Genomic DNA, 24,016 nt, shown 5'->3' with positions numbered 1-24,016 from the left:
TGTCTCGTGGTGTAATGGTAGCACAACAGGTTTTGGTTCTGTTTGTCAAGGTTCGAATCCTTGCGAGACAACACACATTGATTAAGAGCTCCCACTACAGTGTCTAGTTTAGATCATGTAGTGGGAGTTTTCTTACATTTGCAAGCGGTATGCGTATAGATAGTGTCAAGAGGTATATAAGACATCGAATACTAAACTCTTCTAAGCCGATGTTTCTCCGATTAGATCGTTACATCATTCGGCTTTTTCTAGGGACTTATTTCTCGTCTATCTTGCTGATATTGTCGGTAGCCATCGTCTTCGACATCAATGAGCGTATCTCCAAATTCCTCAATCCGGAGTGCTCTTTGTACGAAATTGTATTCCATTATTACCTCAATTTCGTACCCTACTATGCAAATATGTTTAGCCCTCTCTTTGTTTTCTTGTCGGTTATTTTCTTTACCTCTAAACTGGCAGAGAAGACGGAGATTATCGCCATTTTGGCGAGTGGTGTAAGCTTCAAGAGACTGTTGCGCCCTTACCTCTTTTCGGCGGCAATTATTGCTCTACTTACCTTCTTATTAAGCAGCTTTGTTATCCCTCCCGGGAGCCGTGTTCGCAACGATTTCCAGAATAAATACTTTAGGGATAAGCGTCAGACTTATGCAGAGAGTGTGCAGATACAGGTCTCCCCCAGCCTATTTGCCTACATCCACTCTTATAGTGCAGATACCAAAACGGGCTACAGCTTCATGTTAGATAAGTTCGAGCACAACACGCTCAAGAGCAGACTTACCGCTCAAACAGTAGAGTACGATACGCTTAATACATGGCGATTATACGATTATAGTATCACTCGTTATGGAGCCAGAAGAGATACACTGGAGCGAGGCTCTCAGATTGATACGACGATTAACCTAAAACCTCAAGACTTTCTTATTTCTGCTGTAGATGCCGAGACCTATACTACCCCGATACTCCACCAGTATATTAGGGAACTAAAGTCTCGTGGGGCAACGAATGTAGGGCTATTGGAGGTGGAGCTGCAAAAACGCTATGCAGCTATTCCTGCGGCCTTTATCCTTACTATAATAGGTGTTTCGCTCTCTTCTCGGAAGCGTAAGGGGGGGACGGGGCTTTCCCTCGCCATTGGTATTGGTCTTAGCTTCACCTATATCCTTTTCCTTACCCTAGCCTCTAGCTTCTCGGCATCAGGTGACTTGTCTCCTATTGTGGCAGCCCAAATGCCCAATGCCATCTACGCTATAATTGCCATTTTCTTGTACAAGAGGGCCCCTCGGTAATACTTCTAGTTTTTGTATCTTTGCCTTATTAGCTGTTGGATTGATTATGAGACAGTATCTAGATTTACTCCAAAAGATTATGGATGAGGGGACTTTGCGCTCCGATCGTACGGGCACAGGTACCAAAAGTATTTTTGGGCACCAAATGCGGTTCGATTTGGAAGACGGATTCCCACTGCTTACCACAAAAAAACTACATCTCAAGAGCATTATATATGAGCTTCTTTGGTTCCTCCGAGGAGATTCCAATGTAGCTTACCTACAAGAGCATGGTGTCTCTATTTGGGATGAATGGGCAGACCCCGAGGGAAATTTAGGTCCCATTTATGGAGTACAATGGCGCTCATGGCCTAGTTACAATCGAGGGGAAGCCTATGACCAAATAGCCCGAGTAGTAGAGGATATTCGTACCTCTCCCGATAGTAGAAGGTTGATAGTTAGTGCTTGGAATGTGGCCCAAATTGATCAGATGGCACTCCCCCCTTGTCACTGTCTAATGCAGTTCTATGTAGCCGATGGACGCCTAAGTCTACAACTTTATCAACGCTCGGGGGATGTATTCCTTGGCGTACCCTTCAACATTGCTTCTTACGCATTACTCCTTATGATGGTGGCCCAAGTAACCGGGCTTAAGCCGGGAACATTTGTACACACTCTTGGGGACGCTCATCTCTATTGCAACCATCTAGAGCAAACAGCTTTGCAGCTAATGCGCACTCCTCGCCCTCTGCCTACAATGCAGTTGAACCCGGAAGTGTGCAATCTCGAAGACTTTAAGTTCGAGGACTTCAAACTATTAGATTATAACCCTCACCCCCATATAGCAGCTCCCATTGCTGTATAAGTATCTTATGACTTTATCTATAGTAGTAGCCGTGGCTGCCAATAATGCCATTGGAAAAGACAATGATCTATTGTGGCATCTACCCGGAGATCTTAAACGATTCAAGGAAACAACAACGGGGCATGCCATTATTATGGGGAAAAACACCTTCTATTCGCTCCCTAATGGGGCGCTCCCCAATCGACGTAATATCGTTGTCTCCTCTACATTGGTTCCGCCCGAAGGGGTTGAGTGCTACTCTACTCTGCAAGCGGCTTTGGAGGCTGTAGCCGGGGAAGAAGAGGTCTTTATTATAGGAGGAGCGCAACTATATGCTGCAGCCCTTCCTCTCGCAGATAAGATCTATTTTTCTCGTGTGGAAAAGGGATTCCCCGAGGCAGATACCTATTTCCCGGAGTTCGATCTTACGGAGTGGACTCCCTCATCTTGCACTCGCTATCCCCAAGACGAACGCAACGAGTATGCTGTTACACTTACAATATATCAACGTATTGCCTACTTTAAGCATAGACTAAAATGAACAAACCATCTATACCAAAAGGGACTCGCGACTTTAGCTCTCTCGAGATGCAACGTCGCAACTATATATTCAATACCATCAGCGACGTGTATCGCTTGTATGGATACAAACAAATAGAAACTCCTGCTCTTGAGTTGCTTTCGACCTTGATGGGGAAGTATGGAGAAGAGGGCGATCGTTTGCTCTTCAAAGTACTCAACTCTGGAGACTTCTTGAGCGATGTAACCCAGCAGGATTTTGATGAAAAGAACCTCCCTCACATTGCCAATAAGATAAGTGAAAAGGGACTTCGGTATGATCTTACAGTGCCCTTTGCTCGCTTTGTCGTTCAGCACAGAAATGAGATAACATTCCCCTTTAAGCGTTTTCAGATACAGCCGGTATGGCGAGCCGATAGACCCCAAAAGGGGCGCTATAGAGAGTTCTATCAATGCGATGCCGATGTGGTAGGCACAGACTCTCTCTTGTGCGAAATAGAATTGATTCTGATTATCAACGAAGTATTCTCCCGCCTAGGAATAGCCACTCGTCTGCACCTCAATAACCGCAAGATCCTTGCCGGTATTGCAGAGGTGGTAGGTGTTCCCGATCAGCTCACAGAGCTTACCATTGCCATGGATAAGTGCGACAAAATTGGACTTGATGGGGTAATGGAAGAGCTTCGTGCCAAAGGATTCTCCGACGATACCATCCAGCGTCTCCAACCCTTCCTACACCTAGAGGGAGAGAATAGAGAGCGACTAGAGGCCTTGGTTACCCTACTCGCTTCCTCCGAAATAGGCTGTAAGGGTGTTGAGGAATTGACCTTTATATTTGAGGGATTAGCCTCCCAGCACCTAACTACGGAGATCCTTTTCGATCCCTCCCTAGCTCGTGGATTGGGATACTATACCGGAGCTATTCTGGAGGTAAAAGCCAAAGATGTAGCCATTGGTAGCATTACTGGCGGTGGGAGATACGATAATCTCACCAGTATCTTCGGGCTTGACGGTATGTCTGGGGTAGGTATCTCTTTTGGAGCCGATCGTATATACGATGTGCTTCTCCAGCTAGATGCATTCCCTACCACCACGAATACCACCACCCAGGTACTCGTTATTAACTTTGGCAAGGAGGAGGTACAACAGATGCTTCCCATCGTGCAAGAATTACGAGCTAATGGTGTAACCGTGGAGATTTATCCCGATGCTGCCAAGCTTAAAAAGCAGATGAGCTATGCCGATAGTCTCGCTATTCCCTATGTTGTATTAGCCGGTAGCGAAGAGCTAAAGCAGGGGATGTTTACCCTAAAAGACATGGCAGAAGGAAGCCAAGAAACACTCTCTCAAGAGCAACTAATGCATTTCTTTACTTCAAAAGAGCACTAACATGGCTACACCCTATCCATTGCTTAATGGAATAGACTCCCCTAAAGACCTTCGAGCTCTCTCCTCGGATAAGCTCACGGAGCTTTGTAGAGAACTTAGAAGTTTCCTTCTTGATGTTCTTTCGCAGCATCCGGGGCACTTAGGGTCTAGCTTAGGGGCTGTGGAGCTATCTGTAGCTCTACACTATGTATTCCGAACCCCCTACGATCGCATTGTATGGGATGTAGGGCACCAAGCCTATGCACACAAAATCCTCACGGGGCGACGCGATCAGTTCGAGACCTTGCGCCAGTGGGGAGGTATAGCGGGCTTCCCTTTCCCCGATGAAAGCGAGTACGATACATTCCCCGCAGGGCATGCTTCCAACTCTATATCAGCCGCCCTTGGGATGTCTGTTGCTGCAGAACTCAATAAAGAAAAGCGCAACGTAATTGCTGTTATTGGCGATGGCTCTATGACGGGGGGCTTGGCATTTGAGGGGCTGAACAATGCTTCTTCTTTCCCCAATAACCTGCTTGTTATCCTCAATGACAACAATATGTCTATTGATGCTAACGTAGGAGGGCTCAATCATTACCTGGTAGACCTTAATACGAGCCATGCTTATAACACCGTTCGGTACGATGTCTATCGAGGGCTAAAGCATATAAAGCTCATCAACGATGGTAATAAGCGTAATATCTTACGTCTGAATAATAGCATTAAAAGCCTCTTCTCCAATAATCAATCCTCCTTCTTCGATGGACTGAGTATTCGCTACTTCGGTCCGATAGATGGGAATGATATCCTTCGATTGGTAGAGGTCTTACGCAAAATAAAGGACCTAAAAGGGCCTAAGATTCTTCATATTCGCACGATAAAGGGAAAGGGATATCCCGCTGCAGAGAAGAACCCAACGATTTGGCATGCCCCCGGGCATTTTGATATTCTTACAGCGGAGCGCCTCGATAAAAAGAAGGCTGGAGAGGCACCCAAGTTTCAAGATGTTTTTGGACAGACTCTCGTTGAACTAGCCGATCAAGACGAGCGCATTGCAGGAATTACTCCCGCTATGCCTACGGGTTGTTCTATGACCTATATGATGAAGGCTCACCCCGAGAGAAGCTACGATGTAGGTATTGCAGAGTCGCATGCGGTAACGTTTTCCGCAGGGCTTGCACGAGAGGGAATGATCCCCTTCTGTAATATATATTCCTCGTTTGCCCAGCGAGCTTATGACCAGTTGATCCATGATGTATGCCTCCCTCGCTATCATGTCGTACTCTGTCTCGATAGAGCCGGCCTTGTTGGTGAGGATGGAGCTACGCATCAGGGTGCTTTCGACTTATCCTACCTCAGTTGTATCCCCAATCTTACGATAGCAGCGCCTCGCAATGAACACATGCTACGCAACTTGATGTATACAGCCTATAAAGGTCAGGATGGGCCCTTTGCCATACGATACCCTCGTGGCTCGGGTTCGTGTCCGGAGTGGCGTAATAACATGGAAATATTGCCTATTGGCAAGGGCGAATTACTTCAGGAAGGGGATAAGATTGCCATCCTTTCCATAGGAGCTATTGCCACAGAGGTAAGTAAGGCCATAGAGCTACTCAAAGAGAAAGGAGAGACTGTACCGGCTCATTACGATATGGTGTTTCTCAAACCATTGGACACTACCCTTCTTGAACACGTTGCAACCCACTATCAAGCCGTAGTAACGGTAGAAGATGGGGCTATACACGGAGGGCTCGGATCTTCTGTCCTCGAAATCCTAGCTGAGATGGGCTACAAAGGCCGTCTCAAGCGCTTGGGAATCCCCGATCAGTTCATCCCGCACGGAACTCCTAGAGAGCAGTATTCGTTCTCTGGTATAGATGCTCAGAGTATTGCACAGACTATTCTCTCGCTTAAAGAATAACTCCAATGAAAATTGTAATCGCCGGTGCCGGAGAGGTTGGCACACACCTAGCCAATAAATTATCGGCCGAGGAGCAACAAGATATTACGCTGATGGATCCAGATCCTAAGCGTCTGAGTGGCTTGTCGAACTCTGCAGAGCTGCTTGCCGTGGTGGGAGATCCCACAGACGCACGAGATCTACGCGATTGTAATGTGCAGCACGCCGATCTTTTTATCAGCGTGATGCCGGATGAGCCCACCAATATCTTGGCATGTACTCTGGCAGCTTCTATTGGAGCTCCGGAGACGATTGCTCGTGTAAGTAATCACCGATATTTGGCTCCGGAGTACACTCGCTTTTTTGAGGGGCTTGGTGTTACCAGCCTTATTTATCCGGAAGAACTTGCCGCCGAAGAGATCAACATAACCTTCCAAAACCCCTGGGCTAGACAGTACATAGAGCTCTTTAATGGCAACATTGTACTCCTAGGTGTAAAGGTGCGCAATGGCTCTGAACTCGTGGGAAAGAAGCTGATCGAGCTCCCCCATGTGGAACGGAAAAAATTCCATGTGGTGGCCATTAAACGTGGTACTGAGACCATTATCCCCTCGGGGCAGACCTCTATAGAACACGGAGATATTGTCTTTTTTACGGCCATAGGCAGCGATATAGACGAAGTAAGGCAGCTAGCCGGTAAGAAGAAAGTAGAGGTAAAGCGCGTGGTCGTGATGGGAGCCAGTAGCATCGCCATGCGTACCATAGCCAAAGCAAATAGGAGTATTGAGTTTATTCTATTCGAGAAAGAGAAACGCCGTATAGAGGAAATTCGAGACAAGCTCCCCTCCAATGTGACCCTCTATCATGGCGATGGTAGAGATCCGGCTTTGCTTGAGGAGGTGGGGATACGAAATGCTCAGGTCTTTATGGCGCTAACGGAGAACTCCGAAACGAACGTACTAGCTTGTCTAGCCGCCAAACGTTACGAGGTATTCAAAACCATTGCCAAGGAAGAAAACATCGACTACATTCCTCTGGCAGAACGGCTTGACATCGGTACCATTATCAACAAAAAGCTGATAGCTGCCGGCTATATCTACCGCTCTCTCCTGGGGCAGGATACGAGCACGGTGAAGTGTTTGACGATAGCCAATGCCGATGTGGCCGAGATCGTTGCACGTCGTGGCTCCCCCATTACCGGTAAGCCGGTAAAAGACTTAGCACTCCCCAAGGGAATTACCCTAGGAGGGATGGTGCGCAATGGTGTACCTCGTATGATTGATGGTAACACCATTATAGAACCCTACGATTTGGTCGTTGTATTCTGTTATGACCTTGCTATCGACAAGGTAAAAGCTCTATTCGAAGAGTAAACCACAAGCATATATGTTCTCGGTTCTTCACGCTCAAAAATCAAAGCGATCGGGGATTAATTATCCTTTTATTGCCTCAGTTGTTGGCAGTATGTGCCTTTTTGAGACCCTTTTTCTGCTGGTTTGTTTTGCTGTTGCTCTCTATACACGAGGGGGGGATGCAATGCCTTTCCTCTATACGATAGGCATTATGGCATTGGTAGGATCATCTCTATTCTTCTACGGGAAACTCGCAAAAAAGAATCGGAATACAGGGATCCGAGAAGGCATGCTATCGGTTACAACAACTTGGCTAATACTCTCTTTGATAGGTATGCTCCCTTTTGTCTTTGGGAATTATACCCCGACTGTTATCGATGCTTTCTTTGAGACCGTATCCGGCTTTACCACTACCGGAGCGACCATATTCACCTCGGTACATCAGCTACCCCACGGAGTTCTGCTCTGGCGTAGCCTTATTCAGTGGCAGGGAGGTATTGGTATTGTTGTCTTTACCTTGGCTCTAATGCCTACACTAGGCTCTGGAGGTGGGTTACTCTATAATGCGGAAACTACAGGTATCAAACACGATCGTTTCATGCCTCGTATCACGGAAGTCGCGAGGAGACTTTCTATTGTCTATTTGGGGCTAACGGCTCTACTTACCATCCTCCTAATGTGTGGGAATATGAATTTTTTTGAGTCTATTTGCCACGCCCTTACTTGCGTCTCTACTGGAGGATATTCTACTCGAGATAATGGTATTTTGGAGTTCAATTCTCCCTATATAGAGTACCTCATTACCCTATTCATGTTCATTGGGAGTCTTAATGTTACCCTGCTCTACTTTACCTTTTTCGGGAAGAAACCCGGTAAACTTTTCCGCGATGAAGAGTTTCGTTGGTTTACTATTTTCGTGGGGATTTGCATCGTACTTTCTACGGCTTGGCTGTCATACCAAAACCTATTCGACACGGCCGAAAGCACTTTCCGCCACGCTGCTTTCCAAGTCATCTCCCTAATTAGTAGTACCGGGTATGTCACGGCAGATATGAATGAGTGGCACCCTCTTTTCTTCTGCTTAGGGATGATAATGATGGCGATCTGTGGATGTGCAGGATCTACAGCCGGAGGGCTTAAAATGAGCCGTTTTATGGTGATGGTGAAGAACCTAAACAACGAGTTTAAGAAGCGAATCCATCCCAAAATGGTAACGAATGTGCGCTTCAATGGCAATAGTATCTCGGGCGATTATGTGGTGCAAGTTCTTGCTTTTATTTCCCTCTATATCACCCTTATATTGATTGGAACCATCGCCTTGACCATCTCTGGTAACAACTTTATTACGGCGGCTTCTTCTGCCTTTACCTGCATCAGTAACGTAGGCCCTTCGTTCGGAAAGTTTTCTATGAACTTTGCCTATGCCACAGGCTTTGAAAAGATTATTTTGAGCTTCATCATGCTGGCAGGTCGCCTAGAGGTCTTTACGGTAATCTGTATCTTACAACCCGCTTTCTGGCGTAAATAACACTTCTGCAGCCAAAGAGGCTGTCTCCTTTTTATCTCTCGACATTTCGGATTATGTGTGCCAGAGGGGTTTTTATTCCCCTCTGTATGCCACTCTCTTGCCCTAAAAGGGAAAGAAATCTGCTTGAGAAGTAAATCTTTTCTGGGCAAGATTGAGTGCGAACCCAGATAACTTTGAGAAGGATCTCACGCAGTAGGGAAAGGGAAATTAGGCTGTACTCTACCCTAGCAATTAGACGACTTTGTCGCTACCTATTGAGTGGGTCAAACGGAGAAGGGGCGTCTCTCATGAGATGGGAGTTCGGGGTAAATAAAAAGAGAAACAACGAACTCCAAAAACGGACTCCGTTGTTTCCCTGTCTATTAATAGGAGGATTCCATCCCCGAGGGGAGGAATCTTCCCGTTATATCAGCCCCAATATATCAGGGCTAAGGTTCCGATTCTTCTTAGAGAAGCTTCTCTGCCTCTGCAATTAGGGTAGCTTTTGATTGTGCTCCCACAAGCTTATTTTGCACCTCTCCGTTCTTGATAAACAAGATGGTAGGGATATTGCGTACACGGAATTGTGCAGGCAAGTCCTGGTTACTATCTACATCTACCTTACCTACGATGATGCGTCCTTCATATTCGGTTGCAAGCTCGTCAATCATAGGGCCAACAAGCTGACAGGGACCACACCAAGTAGCCCAGAAATCTACGATCATAGGTTTACCTTCGGCAAGAAGTGCCTCAAAGTTCGTATCAGTTATTTGCATTGCCATAGTTCAAACTGTTCTTTAGTTACTAATTTATTTATACTACAAATATACTCTATTTTACGGAATAAGAGATCTCGAATGACTCTAAAAGATCTACCAGCCAAGTACCCAGAGTGAAAGTCCTCTCTGTCATGAGGTACCTCTCTATCGGATTGCCAAACTCATCACAGAAGGATATGATAAGCTTTGTTTGGGCATTATTGGCTTTCTCACTACCATGGGCCTCTATCTCGGTGATAAACTCTTTGATAAATAATTCATCAATCTCTTTATAGGGGATGAATAACTCAACCTCTTTGATTGAAGAATAGTATTCGTCGGTCAGAAGTTCAATTGAGTTGAAAGAAAGATCGAATCGTTCCGGTTCATCAGGCTTCCTAAATTGCCATGGCTTTACACTGGCATGGCAGATCAGGAAGATCTCGGTTTTGAGGAAATGTTTGTACTCGAGGTACTGTTTCCCAAAGAGGGCAAACTCATGAGAACCGGACAAATCTTCGAGCGTGAAGCGACCATAGGGTTTGTTCGTCTTGGTCAGACCTTCCACCACATTTGTAACCAATCCGGCAAATACCATCCTGGTGTCTTTGAATTCCTCCAAGTCCTTTTTGTCGAGATCATCGAGCTTTACAGTACAAAGCTTATCTAGGATAAGGCGGTAAGGCTCCAGGGGATTCGAACTAATATAGATACCAACAAGTTCGTACTCTTTGCTGAGTTTGGTAAGATTATTCCAAGGCTCGGCTTGGGGAACTTCCGGTTCTGGGATCGAAAGTTCTTCGCTCTCTCCAAATAGCCCCATGCTCTGAGATGAACTCTCCTCTTGCACAATGCGACCATAGGCAAGCAGAGTGGCTATAAATGAATCCTCACGGGAGTTGACAGGAGGTGCAAAGAAGCTCTCTCTCTCAATACCGAAGCTATCGAAGGCGCCGGAGAGAGCGAATGCTTCCATCGTTTTCCTATTGATAAACTGTCGGGGGATGCGAGCAACAAAGTCGTAGATGCTTGTAAAGGGGCCATTTTGCTCTCGATCTTCGATGAGTTTATCGATCGTTGTTTGGTTTACCCCTTTGATGCCGCTAAGTCCAAAGCGTATGTCGCCGTTGCTATTGACACTGAACTTTTGCATTGATTCGTTTACGTCGGGAGAAAGAAGGTGGATGCCCATTGCTTTGCATTCCTTCATGAGTTTCGCTATTTCCGGAGCATTATTGAGATTACAACTCAAGTTACCCGCCATAAACTCACTCGGATAATGCGCCTTGAGGTAAGCCGTTTGGTAAGCCAGCCAGCTATAACAAGCAGCATGACTCTTATTGAAGGCATATTTGGCAAAGTCCTCCCAGTCCATCCAAATCTTCTCTAGGACCTCTTTGGAATGCCCATTCTCTACGCCACCTCTGAGGAAGTCTGCCTTGAGCTTCTCCATCTCCTCAATTTTCTTTTTCCCCATCGCCTTGCGGAGGGAGTCACTCTGCCCGCGTGTGAAATTGGCAAGAGAGCGAGATAGAAGCATTACCTGCTCTTGGTATACGGTTACACCAAAAGTCTCCTCGAGTATTTCCTTGGTTTCCGGCACATCGTAGACGATCTCCTCTCTACCGTGCCTCCGTGCAATGAACTGAGGGATATACTTCATCGGCCCCGGGCGATAGAGGGCATTCATCGCAATGAGTAGCTCAAATCGATCGGGTTGTAGCTCTCTCAGATACTTTTGCATCCCTGCGGATTCGAACTGGAAGATCCCCACCATGCGTCCCTCGCAGAAGAGTTTGAATGTCTTCTCGTCGTCTAGAGGGATGTGGTCTATGTCAATATCTTTGTGGAATCGGTGCTTTACATTCTCCAATCCCTCTCGGATGATACTGAGCGTCTTGAGACCTAAGAAGTCCATTTTGATAAGACCTGTGGACTCAATAACCTTACCCTCGTACTGGGTAATCAATACCTTATCGCCGTTCTCATCGAAGGAGGTCGAAATGGGGATTACGTCACTTATATCATACTTCCCGATGATTACTCCACAAGCATGAACCCCAATATTGCGAATACTCCCCTCCAACTTCTGTGCATACTTAAAGGTGTCTTGTATCTGAGGGTTGCTCCCGACTTGTAATTTCTTTAGCTCTGGTACGACTAGAGTAGATAGCTCAATGGTTACGTTGCCCTTGGCATTTTCATAGCCGGGCGTCTTGTGTATAAGCTCCATATCGCTATCACTAAACTTATCGGGGATGAGCTTGGTAATGCGTCGGCTCTCTTCTACCGGTATATGTTTTAGGCGAGCCACGTCGGCAATGGAGCTTTTGGCTTTCATTTCGCCAAAGGTGATGATCTGAGCCACGTTCTTATGTCCGTACTTCTCGGTAGCCCATTGGAGGATCTTTGCACGCCCGGAGTCGTCAAAGTCTATATCAATATCCGGGAGAGAGATACGATCCGGATTGAGGAATCGCTCGAAGAGCAAGCCGTATTTCAAGGGGTCTAGGTTCGTTATCTTGAGGCAATAGGCTACGGCCGAACCTGCTGCCGAACCACGCCCCGGCCCCACACACACTCCCATGTCTCGGGCTGCCTGAATGAGGTCTTGCACGATAAGGAAGTATCCGGGGAATCCCATCGACTTGATCGTGTTCAACTCAAAGTCAATCCGCTCCTTTACCTCCTCGGGGATGGGGTCGCCATAGCGCATTTTAGCACCTTCGTAGGTAAGGTGTTGAAGGTATTTATCGGCATCATCAAACCCTTCGGGCAGTGGGAAGTCCGGCATAAGTGCCGGGTTTTCGATGGTATAGAACTCTACTTTGTTTAGGATTTCCAGCGTATTGGAGAGAAGTTCGGGGCGATCTGCAAATATCGCATTCATCTCCTCTTGAGTTTTGAGCCACTCTTGCTGCGAATAACGCATACGCTGAGGGTCGTCTAGATCTCTCTTCGTACCCAAGCAAATGAGCATATCGTGCGCCGTAGCATCCTCCTGATTGACAAAGTGGACGTCGTTCGTTGCCACCACCTTTACGCCCGTGCGCTCTGCAATATCGTAGATCACTTCGTTCACAGCCAGCTGCTGCACAAAAGTCTCTCGATTGGCATTCGGGTCGTCCGTCTTATGGAGTTGTACCTCTAGGTAATAGTCTTCTCCAAAGATATTTTTGAACCAACGAACGGTCTCTTCTGCTCGCTCGGGATGCCCTCCTAGGATGTGTTGAGGGACCTCTCCCCCCAGGCAGGCACTCATTACAATAACCCCTTCGTGGTGTTGCTCAAGCAAATCTTTGTCGATACGGGGGCGATAATACTCCCCTTCGGTAAATGATGCGGATACCATTTTGCAGAGATTGAGGTACCCTTGTTTGTTCTTGGCAAGGAGGATAAGATGCCATCCGCTTCGGTCTATGGAGCGGCTGGGGTTGTAGGGATCCGGTACATCCTTGTCTTTGTCGAAGCGGGTGCGTCGTGCGCAATAGGCCTCACAGCCGAAGATCGGCTTAAACATCTGGCGCTCTACCTCACTTATCTCCTGTTCCAATTTCTCTATTTGTTCCTTATCCTCGGGAGTGAGAGACTCCTTTTTTTGCAGCTCCTTTATCTCTTTTTTGAGAGAGGAGATGCGAGAACGATGCTTTGAATTGACCTTGTTGCACTCATCGAAGAATGTTTTAATCCCAAACATAACTCCATGATCCGTAAGGGCAATACCGGGCATACTATCCCCGATGGCTTTTTTTACGAGAGCCGAGACGGAGGCTTGCCCATCAAGGATTGAGAATTGTGAGTGAACGTGTAGGTGGACGAAAGGAACCATACTATATCAATTGTCGTTGCTCTGAGTGTGCTATATACTTGTTTGCAAAGGACCGGTAAACACATTTGAAAAAACCTGTGTTTCGGAAGGAAATCAATTTGCTTGGAATACTATAGACGAGTAGTTTGGGTGAAAAAACGACCTCCATTGACATGTAGAAGATTGCAAGATTTTACACCGAAAGGTTCTTCTAGGATGGACCTCCCAGACGCAGGAGAACCTCCTAGAATATAGACTATTGGAGATTGTACGGAATCTTGAGAATTAAGAAGGAGATCCTCCTTTTTCATAAAGATGCGTTCTATTGCTTTCGATCCATTGCCTGTATTCGTGGCAATATAATCGATCTATCTTATCATATATAGATTGTTTTATAATCTGAGGTGTAGAAGGATCACGGAGAGCGTTCTCCTCTTTTTGTAACAAATGGAATCGTTCCAGGAGGACTTCTTTCTCCGATGGAGTTGCCTTTTCCATTTTGATTAACATGATCCCTTTTAATTTGGCGATCGTTTCCCTTAGTACATCTTTGAGCATTTCGTCCATGCGATTTTACTGCTTTATTGTTTTACTGCAGAAAAGCTACGGTCTCCCATCGGGGGAAGAGCTTGCTACAAAGTTAGGCGATTTGCTTTACTCGTCCACCATCTCGCCCTCTTCGAGGTAGGCTCCCCAAAGCTCTAGAGTTTTTGGGAGAATGCTAATTAGGAAACAAAACGACCTCCATTGACATGTAGAAGATTGTAAGATTTTATACCGAAAGGTTCTTCTAGGATGGACCTTCCAGACGCAGTAGAACCTCCTAGAATATAGGCTATTGGAGATTGTACGGAATCTTGAGAATTAAGAAGGAGATCCTCCTTTTGTACAAAAAACAGCCTCTACTTGCCGATCCATTGCCTAAATTCTTTACAGTACAGTCTTTTTATCTTGTCATATATGGATTGTTTTATTGACTCGGGAATTCTCGGATCACTGAGCGCCTCTTCTTCGCTTTGTAGTAAACGAAATCTATCCATAAGTTCTTCGTTTTTGGATTTGTTAGCTTCGATAAGTATAAGCCCTTTTAAGTCGGATATGGTTTCTCTCAAGACATCAATTTGCATTTCATTCATACTTTTACTGCTTTATTGTTTTACTGCAGAAAAGCTACGGTCTCCCATCGGGGAGAAGAGCCTGCCACAAAGTTAGGCGATTTGCTTTATTCGTCCTCTATTCCGCCCTCTTCGAGGTAGGCTCCCCAAAGCTCTAGAGCTTTCATCAAATTCCTAATGAGCTTTTGTCGGATTCCTCATGAGCTTTTGGAAGAAAGCTAATGAGCTTTTATGAGAATGCTAATTAGGAAACGTCAGAATGGTCATTAGAAATAGAGAATATTACATCTTTATCCCCCTTTCTTGCTCTCTTCCAAATTACGCTTTTCTTGCGCTTCTCTCATCGCATCGGAAAGAACTTTCCGATAATCCAGCCTCTATTAATAGAGTTGTTGCTGCCGAGGACAGAGAGGCTGTCATTTTGTTGGTCTGTACGCATCTCTGCCAGCAGCTCTATTTTTGTCGCTCCATTGTCGTTAGTGGAAGAGAAAGGGGTTCGGTGAGAATCTCCTACCTTTGCCGAGGATTAAACGTTATGGATAAGACAGCCTACACTCCACGTCGCATTGCTGCCATTACAATGGCTAGAAATGATGACTTTTTTCTCAATCGCTGGGTACGCTACTATGGAGAAGCACTCGGTTATGAACACCTATATATATACCTAGACGGACTGGAGCAGGCAATTCCCTCACGAGCTATCCCCGAACAGGTAAAACGTTGGGAGCATCGTACGTTATCCCGAGCTCAAGGAGATAAATATCGTATCGGCTTGCTCAGCTCTCTTGCACAGCAGTTGTTCGCCAAGGGATACGATCTCGTAATAGGCTGCGACGCCGATGAGTTTCTTATCGTAGATCCCCAAAGAGAAATGGGACTTGCAGAGTACCTTTCTCGGCAAAATTTGCCCTCGTGTTCTAGTGCATTAGGACTGGATTTGGGGCAGTGCATCGGGGAAGAAGAGACGTTGGATGGTACTCGTTCTATCCTCGCTCAAAGGCACTACGCTGTATTGAGTTCGCGCTATACCAAGGCTGTTATTTTGTCTCGTCCCTTGCAATGGGGGTCGGGATTTCATCGAGTTAAGGGGCATAACTATCATATTCTGCCCGATTTGTACCTCGTTCACACGGGATACTGCGACTTAAAACGTCTCCAACTCCGTACGCAAGACTCGCAACGGACGGATGCCTCGTGGGGAGCACACCTCAAGCGCAGAGCCAAAACGATTTACTACACTACGCATCGCAAGGCAATTCCCGCAGACAAAATACTCTCCCGTGCTCGGCGTTGGCAAACGCTCTACCGCCCCCTATACGCCCTAAACAAACCCAAAATGCCTTGCCCTCCTCGGGTTGTACGTCTCCCCTCTCGCTTTTCGCAGATTGAGATCTAGGCTTTTGGCTGTAACTCCCCCTTCAGCTCTCTTGAGAGACCAGAGTAACTAGTCCAAATTTCCCTACCTTTGTATCCAAACAATTAGGTGATATAAACGAGAAACCCTATTTATCCGGATGAAAACGAGAAGGAATCCATTCAGCTCCAATCCAACAATCACGGGGAAGCAAGTTGCCAACGATTTATTTTTGGTGCTCATCGGTGCTATCCTTCAAGCCGCAGCTTATTCCATCTTTATTGCACCGGCAGGGATTGTGCCTGGGGGTGTATATGGTATCAGCATTGGTATCAATCACCTAACACAGGGGCTTTGGTCGATTTTCCCCGAAGGGCTACCCATTGGTAAGGTCTCCCTGTGCTTCAATATCCCTCTATTCCTGTTGGCGGCTCGTAAGCTCGGCATGTATTCCGGAGGGAAAACCATCGCTACATTCCTACTCATTGCCCTGCTGACCGACCTTATCACGACGCATATAACCAAAGGACTCCCCATCATAGAAGACGACCCCTTCCTTGCTGCTGTTTACGGAGGGGCGATTTTGGGACTAGGCGTATTCTTCACCTTTAGAGCAGGTAGCACGAGTGCCGGTACCGATGTACTTGCTCGGGTTTTGGGCAAGGGGCGCAATATCAAAACCAGCAACCTCATTATTCTCATCGATTCTCTTGTGGTTCTATTCGGGCTTATCGTCTTCCGCGATTTGAGAGTGCCTCTCTACTCCCTCGTTACCATCTTTGTGTATGGTAAGGTACTAGACCTGATGAACCCCGAGAATCCCAACAAAGCCATCTTTATCATCTGCGAAAATCCGCAAGAACTACGCGCTCTTATTATAGACGAACTACAGCTCCGTGCTACCTATCTACACGGTAGAGGCATGTATGCAGGAGTGGAGCGCGATATCATCTTTATGATTGCAGAGCGCAAAGATGTGCCCAGGCTCAAACAATATGTGCTGGAGAAGGATCCAAAGGCTTTCATCGCTACTGCTAATGCAACCAACGATACATTACCCCCATTAATATGAAAAGACTTGTACTCTCTTTCCTCTGTCTCATCGCCCTCACTACTCAGCTCAAAGCTCAATATACGGCTCCTCTTACCAACGAAGCATCCTTCTTTGTCAAGATAGAGACCAGCAAGGGAAATTTTGTGGTTGCTCTGTATGATGGCACCCCACGCCATCGAGACAATTTCTTGCAGCTAGTTCGTGCTCATAGTTACGAGGGTACGCTCTTCCATCGTGTCATCGACCGCTTTATGATACAAGGGGGCAATCTGATGACCCGAGGGGCTACTGCGTCTACAGATGTGAGCCAAGATACCATAAGCACACGCATTCCGCACGAAATTGATCTTACGCGATTCTTTCACAAGCATGGGGCGTTGTGTGCGGCTCGCGAAGGAGATGAGGTGAATCCGGAAAAAGCCTCTTCGTCTACACAATTCTACATTGTAACGGGGAATTACTTTACCGATCTTGATCTTGATGAGCTGGAGGCTCGCACCGGACGCAAGTACACACCTGAGCAACGAGAGGCTTACAAGCTCTATGGAGGAACACCCCACCTCGACAATGGCTACACCGTCTTTGGCGAAGTGGTAAGTGGTATGAACGTGGTTGAGGAGATACAACGTGTAGCTACCGACGACCAAAACAGACCTCGTAAAGATGTTATCATCAAGAAAGTAAGCATCGTTGCCAAACCTAAGAAATAGGAGCATCCTAACCTCTTATGACAAACTCTTCCGGCATCCTCTATATGCTGCCTGTACCCATTGCAGAAGGTAGTATAACGGACTTTTTTCCTCAAGCGAATGCTCCCATAATAGAGCAACTAGATCTATTCTTTGTTGAGAATATTCGCTCGGCACGAAGAGCAATTAGGCTCTTTTGTCCCCATAAACCGATCGATCCTATCACCTTTATAGAGATCGGGAAACATGCCGATGAGGCGACCCTTAGTGAGGCTTTTCTTATGATGGAGAAGGGTGAGTCTGCGGGAGTTCTCTCCGAAGCCGGATGCCCCGGAGTGGCAGACCCCGGAGCTAGAGTAGCTCGTCTAGCTCACGAGCACAAGATACGAGTAGTACCGCTCATCGGCCCCTCTTCTCTCCTGCTAGCTTTGATGGCATCCGGTCTTAATGGCCAATGCTTTGCCTTCTCAGGCTATCTCCCCAAAGAGCCAACCGAGCTAAAGAAAAGCATTGCGAAGCTAGAGCGGCGCATTACGGAAGAAGGTCAATCTCAACTATTCATCGAAACTCCCTATCGCAACGAAAAGATGATGGAGAGTTTGCTTGCCCACTGCCGGCCCACTACTCGCCTCTGCGTTGCTCAAGACATTACGGGGCAAGAGGAGCATATCGAGACTCGCTCCATCGCTCAGTGGCGAAAGATCCCCTTCTCACTAGCCAAAGTGCCGACCCTTTTCATCCTAGGAGCGTAGAGGAATAGCACTATGGCCGATCTTATTCCCCCCTTGCCTTGCGACTTTGTTCATCAGATTGAGCAGGACTTCCCACAAGAGGCAGCGACTCTTTTATCCGCATTAGATCACACCGAGCCTATTGTAAGTCTTCGTCTCAATATCCGCAAATGTGTGCGTTACAAAGCGTCTCCTTCACTAGCTTACCCTTCTACGCCGATCCCTTGGTGCCAAGAGGGATATAGACTTGGGGGACGCCCATTTTTCGCTCACGATCCCCTCTGGCACGCCGGCATGTACTATGTACAAGAAGCTGCCTCTATGGCTCTTGCCCAGCTTGCGCCTCTCATCCCTAAGCGTCCCATAGAGGTGTTAGACCTGTGTGCTGCTCCGGGGGGAAAGTCAACTCTTTTGCTCAATATTTTACCCGAGCATAGTACTCTCGTAGCCAACGAGCCAATTCCCAAACGTGCTCAGATCCTCCGAGAGAACCTCATGAAATGGGGCTATCCCAATACAATGGTTACCAATAATTATCCGGATCAGTTGGCAGCAACAGGAGCACAGTTCGATATGATTGTAGTAGATGCTCCTTGCTCGGGCGAAGGGCTCTTCCGTAAAACACCGGAAGCTCGTCTGGAGTGGTCGATGCAGTCAGTAAACGAATGCGCCCTACGCCAAAGAGAGATCCTTGATGCAGCTTGGACTATGTTACGGCCTGGTGGCATGCTCGTATATTGTACTTGCACCTTCAATAGATACGAAGACGAAGAGCAAGCGGAATATCTCTTGCGAGAACACAATGCCAGCCCCATCACGGCGATTACCCCTCCCGAAGAATGGCATTGGATTGAGGGGAAAGGAGGAGTGGGATGGCACTTCCTCCCTGGCATGACAATGGGAGAAGGGTTCTATTTCGCCGCTTTCTACAAGCCTCAAGAGGGGGATAATAACACCTCTTCTACTCCACTCCCCAAAACAGCAAAGAGAAAAGCAGGACGTAGAGAAACATCCGGCATTTCATTTTCTAATATAGATAGACGTTGGTTTCTTTGCGAAGAGGGGAACGAAAGGGAAGCGGGAAAGTTCGTTACATCCCCCGTTGCACCTGAGGTTATACAGAGGATCCCCTCACAGCTCCTCCCTAAATACCAAGAATTGGCATCCTCACAAGCCATCCGCATTCTATCTGCAGGGGTTTCTGTGGGAGAATCTAAGGGAAAGGAAATAATTCCCTCTCCTCTACTCCCTTATAGCCAGCTTTGCAATATCTCAGCCTTCCCTACCATAGCTCTTGAGAGGGAGCAAGCATTGGCCTATTTGGCTGGAGAAACTCTTGCATCTCATCCTTCGACTCCCAAGGGGTTCTGCCTTGTTTGTTACGAAGGGATTCCCCTTGGTTTTGTAAAAAACATTGGGTCAAGGTACAACAATCTCTATCCCAAACCTTATCGTCTAAGGAACCTACCTCAGTAGTTTTCCCCCGTTCTACTCTTACTCTGCCTAGCGGGAAAATCCATCCTATTAGCTTAATCCCTAAGGAGAAAGCAACTAAGAATAATGGTATAAGCGTATGTTTGACTACTTTTGTAGAGACAAACAGAATATACTATAAGTTCTATGGATAGATCAGAAGAGGGGCTTGAGCTCCTTGGCAAGAAAACGGAGTATAAAGAAGATTATGCTCCAGAGGTCCTAGAGGCATTCAGCAATAAGCATCCCCAACGTGACTACTGGGTTCGCTTTGTCTGCCCGGAGTTTACGGCTCTCTGCCCCATTACGGGGCAACCCGACTTCGCCACAATCTACATCGATTACATCCCAGACGAATGCATGGTAGAGAGCAAAAGTCTCAAACTCTACCTCTTCAGTTTTCGTTCGCATGGTGCTTTTCACGAAGATTGTGTCAATATCATCATGGATGATCTCATCAAGCTGATGAATCCTAAATACATAGAGGTAACAGGAGACTTTAGCCCTCGTGGGGGCATTAGTATTGTGCCCTTCTGCAACTATGGGCGCCCTGGGACGCAATATGAAGCCATCGCTCGTGAGCGACTACTCCGCCATGATCGCCATTAATCATTATCCCCTTAAAAATATTTCATGATTAAGCCTAATCGCATACTTGCCATCATCAACCCCATCTCCGGAGTGGCCTCCAAAAGCCGTATTCCGGAACTTCTGGCAGAGGCCTACAACGAACGAGAAGAGGAACTACTCATCACCTATACAAAAGGAGAGGGGCATGCGACTCGCCTTGTAAAGGAGGCAATAGAAAATAATATAGACAGTATTATTGCTGTGGGAGGAGATGGCACCATCAATGAGATTGCGAGTGCATTGCATGGCTCTCAGGTCAAAATGGGAATAATCCCCAAAGGGAGTGGCAATGGTCTGGCACGAGCCCTGAATCTACCACTCTCCAGCGATGCAGAGGCTGTTCGGGTAATCACAGAGGGCTATACCACAGCCATAGATACAGGTGTGGTGGATGGTAAACCCTTCTTCTGTACTTGCGGCGTGGGATTTGACGCAGAGATGACTAAGCGGTATGCCGAGACTTCGCGCCGAGGGTTGCTTACTTACATCAAAGCGGCCATTGATGAGTACATTGCTTTCCGTCCTCAACAGTACCGTATTACCATTGACGGCGAAATTATTGAGACAAAAGCCTTTCTTGTTACGGCGGCCAACATAGATCAATACGGCAATAACTTCTATATAGCTCCGGGGGCAAGTCCCTCCGACGGATTGCTCGATCTTGTCATTCTACGCCCCTTTGATCCCTTACTCGCTGGGCATGTTGCCTTGCAACTTGTAACTAAAAATATCGACAAAAATAGTTGTGTCGATAGTTATAGAGGAGCTAATATCGTGATAGAGCGAGAGTGCGACGACAAAGCTCCGGCTCAGATTGACGGAGAGTCTGTACTAGCCGGCAATCGTATAGAAATCGGTGTACGCAAACAAAGTCTTCTCGTTTATACTCCCAAGCCTGCTGAAAAATGAGTACACTTCTTAGTATTGCCATGCTACTCGGAGGGTTGGTTCTTATCTTCTATGGAGCCAACTTCTTGACCGATGGTGCGAGTTCTATTGCCCGACGGATGCAGGTGTCAGCCCTTGTTATCGGGCTTACAGTTGTTGCTATTGGCACCTCTACTCCCGAGCTTGCTGTCAGTCTCTCTAGCGCCATACATGGGAAGGAGAGTATTGCATTAGGCAACGTTTTGGGAAGCAACATCTTCAATATCCTCGCTATCTTGGGTGTCACAGCGATCATTACCCCACTTCGGGTAGGTAAGAGCACGTTGTATGCAGAGATCCCTATGGTATTCATCTTCTCTATCTCTCTTATCCTACTGGCCAATGATGCTGTGGTACATAGTGCTACCGTAAATAGTCTTGATCGCATAGATGGTCTTGTGTTGCTCTTTTTCTTTGCTCTCTTTATGTGTTATACTATCTATATAGCTCGCAAAAAGGGAACAAAAGAAATGAATGAGGCGCACCAACCCGATGGCGATGCCCCCAAGATCAAGGTTTATAATTGGTGGCTATCTATTGTAATGGTAATAGGTGGCCTTGTAATGCTCGTTGTTGGGGGGAACCTCTTTACAGAGGGGGCCTCTGCCATTGCTCGCGCTCTAGGCGTTAGCGAATCGGTGATAGGGCTCACTCTCGTTGCAGTGGGCACCTCCGTACCTGAGCTAGCCACTTCTATTGTAGCGGCAAGAAAGGGCGAAGTAGATATGGCTATAGGCAACATTGTTGGTAGCAATATCTTTAATATCGCCTTAATCCTTGGGACAACTGCCACTATACGTCCTATCAAGTCAGAAGGCATTACCCTTCTAGATTATGGCGTAATGTTGCTCGCCGTTGTATTGCTCTTTCTCTTTACTCTATTTTATGGTAAGCGTGAGATCAAACGCTTGGAGGGAGCAGCCCTTCTCTTGGTCTACATCACTTATACGGTCTGGCTGATCCTCCAAGAAACCTCTACTTTAGCATAAACGATATGAAATATATACTGTGTCCCTATTGTAAGAAACGCCTTGAGGGTACCTGGATTCGGAGTGTTTTGGATAAGAATGGCCATGTAGATACGCCTTGTCCCGGATGCCACAGGCAACTTGCCTTTACCCTACGCCCACCCAAAGCTTCTCAGCAAATGGAGGGAGAGAAAGCAGGCCGCTCAGACAAATGTGACGAGGGGCAACCCCTTGCTTATTTGCAGGTTGTAGAAAATGTATTTGGCTATTCGGCACAATTTCCTCTCTACGAGGGGCTCAATAGGATTGGCCGTTACAATGATAGACATACAGAGATTGAGGTTGCCATTCGCACGGCAGACCCGAGCCTCGATCGCAACCAATCGCTACTAACCATAGAGAAAGACGCAGAAGGGAAGATCGTTGCTATCCTTATGGACGATGATAGCATGACCGGTACCTTTGTGAATGCACGTGAGCTCGACCCCGGAGAGAAACGTCAACTCTCTGATGGAGATGTAATAACCCTTGGGGCTACATCTCTTATTTTTTCTATAAAGTAAACTTTGTCATACGAGAGAGATATGAGTACACCTACCCCTAGAAAAAAGGCCCTTATCACCGGTGTCACAGGGCAGGATGGAGCCTATTTGAGCGAATACCTACTCAAGCGAGGATACGAAGTTCATGGACTAAAGCGCCGCTCCTCTCTATTTAATACAGAACGTGTAGATCACCTCTACCAAGATCCTCACCTAGAAGGACGTAACTTCTACCTTCACTATGCCGATATGACAGATGGCCAGGGGCTAACTCGTCTTATTGGGGAGATAGCTCCGGATGAGGTATATAATCTTGCAGCACAAAGCCATGTGAAGGTTAGTTTTGAGCTACCGGAGTACACTGCCGATGTTGTTGCTTTAGGCACACTTCGCCTCCTGGAGGCAATACATCTCCTTCGTATGGACGATAAAGTGCGTTTTTACCAAGCCTCTACCAGTGAACTTTTTGGGCTTGTGCAAGAGATGCCTCAGAGGGAGACTACCCCATTCTATCCTCGAAGTCCCTATGCCGTTGCCAAGCTATATGCCTACTGGATCACAGTAAACTATCGGGAGGCGTACGGAATACATGCCAGCAATGGCATTCTATTTAACCATGAATCACCTCTCCGTGGAGAGACCTTCGTAACTCGTAAGATAACCCGAAGTGCCAGCCGCATTGCCATGGGATTGCAAGATCGTCTCTACCTAGGCAATCTCTCGGCACGACGCGACTGGGGACATGCCAAAGATTATGTGCGCTCTATGTATCTCATCTTGCAGCGCGATACTCCCGATGACTATGTAGTAGCTACGGGGGTGACCACAGAGGTCCGCACCTTTGTTCAACTCGCTTTTTCTGAGATCGGACTCACTATCGAATTCCGTGGAGAAGGGTTGAATGAAGAGGGAGTGGTTACTTCGATAGATGCCAATCGTCTAGCTCAGACCGTGGGAGAAGAATTTCTCTCTCATGCATGTAGCCTAGAGGGGAAAGCCATTGTTGCCGTAGACCCTGCCTACTTCCGCCCTACTGAGGTAGAGGTTCTTTTGGGAGATGCAACTAAGGCTCGCAATCTACTACACTGGCAGCCGGAGTACACCCTGGCAGATATCGTACACGATATGATGGAAAGCGATGTACAACTTATGAAGCGCGAAGCCTACCTAAAGCAGGGTGGATTCTCCGTCTACAACTACTTTGAATAAAAA

At 46.9% G+C, this 24,016-nt stretch carries 20 protein-coding genes and 1 tRNA gene; 18 read left to right on the top strand and 3 right to left on the bottom strand.

Features of this window, described 5'->3' with window-relative positions:
* The 8 genes from Q0090_RS03930 (at nucleotide 1) to Q0090_RS03895 (ending at nucleotide 8,776) form a co-directional block, all read left to right on the top strand.
* A tRNA-Gln gene (locus Q0090_RS03930) sits at nucleotides 1-71 on the top strand.
* A 138-nt stretch (nucleotides 72-209) separates the two neighbouring features.
* On the top strand, nucleotides 210-1,286 hold the full coding sequence (locus tag Q0090_RS03925; RefSeq protein ID WP_297947656.1) for an LptF/LptG family permease: 1,077 nt from the start codon (nucleotides 210-212) through the stop codon (nucleotides 1,284-1,286).
* A gap of 46 nt (nucleotides 1,287-1,332) precedes the next feature.
* Nucleotides 1,333-2,130, top strand: a complete 798-nt coding sequence (locus tag Q0090_RS03920) for a thymidylate synthase (RefSeq protein WP_297947654.1) — start codon at nucleotides 1,333-1,335, stop codon at nucleotides 2,128-2,130.
* Between the two features lie 7 nt (nucleotides 2,131-2,137).
* A complete protein-coding gene (locus Q0090_RS03915) occupies nucleotides 2,138-2,650 on the top strand; it encodes a dihydrofolate reductase (RefSeq protein WP_297947652.1) in 513 nt (170 codons plus the stop codon).
* Nucleotides 2,647-4,017, top strand: a complete 1,371-nt coding sequence (gene hisS, locus Q0090_RS03910) for a histidine--tRNA ligase (protein WP_297947650.1) — start codon at nucleotides 2,647-2,649, stop codon at nucleotides 4,015-4,017. The genes Q0090_RS03915 and hisS overlap by 4 nt, the downstream gene beginning before the upstream one ends.
* Before the next feature lies 1 nt (nucleotide 4,018).
* Nucleotides 4,019-5,917, top strand: a complete 1,899-nt coding sequence (dxs, locus tag Q0090_RS03905; RefSeq protein WP_297947648.1) for a 1-deoxy-D-xylulose-5-phosphate synthase — start codon at nucleotides 4,019-4,021, stop codon at nucleotides 5,915-5,917.
* A gap of 5 nt (nucleotides 5,918-5,922) precedes the next feature.
* Nucleotides 5,923-7,269, top strand: a complete 1,347-nt coding sequence (gene trkA, locus Q0090_RS03900) for a Trk system potassium transporter TrkA (protein ID WP_297947647.1) — start codon at nucleotides 5,923-5,925, stop codon at nucleotides 7,267-7,269.
* A gap of 13 nt (nucleotides 7,270-7,282) precedes the next feature.
* Nucleotides 7,283-8,776, top strand: coding sequence for a TrkH family potassium uptake protein (locus Q0090_RS03895; protein ID WP_297947645.1), 1,494 nt, complete (start codon nucleotides 7,283-7,285; stop codon nucleotides 8,774-8,776).
* Nucleotides 8,777-9,222: 446 nt separating this feature from the next.
* Here Q0090_RS03895 and trxA read toward each other — a convergent pair whose 3' ends face one another.
* From trxA to Q0090_RS03880, 3 genes are all read right to left on the bottom strand, one after another.
* A complete protein-coding gene (gene trxA / locus Q0090_RS03890; protein ID WP_297947644.1) occupies nucleotides 9,223-9,537 on the bottom strand; it encodes a thioredoxin in 315 nt (104 codons plus the stop codon).
* Between the two features lie 49 nt (nucleotides 9,538-9,586).
* The gene (dnaE, locus tag Q0090_RS03885) at nucleotides 9,587-13,342 is read right to left on the bottom strand and encodes a DNA polymerase III subunit alpha (protein ID WP_297947643.1); all 3,756 of its coding nucleotides are present in this window, start codon (nucleotides 13,340-13,342) and stop codon (nucleotides 9,587-9,589) included.
* Between the two features lie 881 nt (nucleotides 13,343-14,223).
* A complete protein-coding gene (locus Q0090_RS03880) occupies nucleotides 14,224-14,457 on the bottom strand; it encodes a hypothetical protein (RefSeq protein WP_297947641.1) in 234 nt (77 codons plus the stop codon).
* Nucleotides 14,458-14,971: 514 nt separating this feature from the next.
* Between Q0090_RS03880 and Q0090_RS03875 the strand changes: the two genes are divergently transcribed.
* From Q0090_RS03875 to gmd, 10 genes are all read left to right on the top strand, one after another.
* Nucleotides 14,972-15,832 carry a glycosyltransferase family 2 protein gene (locus Q0090_RS03875; protein WP_297947639.1) on the top strand — a complete coding sequence of 287 codons (861 nt, stop codon included), beginning with the start codon at nucleotides 14,972-14,974 and terminating at the stop codon, nucleotides 15,830-15,832.
* A gap of 118 nt (nucleotides 15,833-15,950) precedes the next feature.
* On the top strand, nucleotides 15,951-16,862 hold the full coding sequence (locus Q0090_RS03870) for a YitT family protein (protein WP_297947637.1): 912 nt from the start codon (nucleotides 15,951-15,953) through the stop codon (nucleotides 16,860-16,862).
* Entirely contained in the window at nucleotides 16,859-17,554 is a 696-nt protein-coding gene (locus Q0090_RS03865) for a peptidylprolyl isomerase (protein WP_297947635.1), read from the top strand. The genes Q0090_RS03870 and Q0090_RS03865 overlap by 4 nt, the downstream gene beginning before the upstream one ends.
* A 17-nt stretch (nucleotides 17,555-17,571) precedes the next feature.
* Complete coding sequence (locus Q0090_RS03860) at nucleotides 17,572-18,285, top strand: SAM-dependent methyltransferase (RefSeq protein ID WP_297947633.1); 714 nt, start codon at nucleotides 17,572-17,574, stop codon at nucleotides 18,283-18,285.
* A 12-nt stretch (nucleotides 18,286-18,297) separates the two neighbouring features.
* Nucleotides 18,298-19,740 carry a hypothetical protein gene (locus Q0090_RS03855; RefSeq protein WP_297947632.1) on the top strand — a complete coding sequence of 481 codons (1,443 nt, stop codon included), beginning with the start codon at nucleotides 18,298-18,300 and terminating at the stop codon, nucleotides 19,738-19,740.
* Between the two features lie 144 nt (nucleotides 19,741-19,884).
* Entirely contained in the window at nucleotides 19,885-20,346 is a 462-nt protein-coding gene (gene queF / locus Q0090_RS03850; RefSeq protein WP_297947630.1) for a preQ(1) synthase, read from the top strand.
* 24 nt (nucleotides 20,347-20,370) lie between these two features.
* A complete protein-coding gene (locus tag Q0090_RS03845; protein ID WP_297947628.1) occupies nucleotides 20,371-21,276 on the top strand; it encodes a diacylglycerol kinase family protein in 906 nt (301 codons plus the stop codon).
* Nucleotides 21,273-22,283: a calcium/sodium antiporter gene (locus Q0090_RS03840; protein WP_297947626.1), complete on the top strand. Its 1,011-nt coding sequence runs from the start codon at nucleotides 21,273-21,275 to the stop codon at nucleotides 22,281-22,283. The genes Q0090_RS03845 and Q0090_RS03840 overlap by 4 nt, the downstream gene beginning before the upstream one ends.
* 5 nt (nucleotides 22,284-22,288) lie before the next feature.
* Nucleotides 22,289-22,825, top strand: coding sequence for an FHA domain-containing protein (locus tag Q0090_RS03835; protein ID WP_297947624.1), 537 nt, complete (start codon nucleotides 22,289-22,291; stop codon nucleotides 22,823-22,825).
* Between the two features lie 21 nt (nucleotides 22,826-22,846).
* Nucleotides 22,847-24,013: a GDP-mannose 4,6-dehydratase gene (gene gmd, locus Q0090_RS03830; RefSeq protein ID WP_297947623.1), complete on the top strand. Its 1,167-nt coding sequence runs from the start codon at nucleotides 22,847-22,849 to the stop codon at nucleotides 24,011-24,013.
* Nucleotides 24,014-24,016 lie beyond the last annotated feature (3 nt).

It is taken from the genome of uncultured Porphyromonas sp., assembly GCF_938023125.1.
Lineage (GTDB): Bacteria > Bacteroidota > Bacteroidia > Bacteroidales > Porphyromonadaceae > Porphyromonas.
This window is presented reverse-complemented; position numbering and strand designations above follow the sequence as displayed.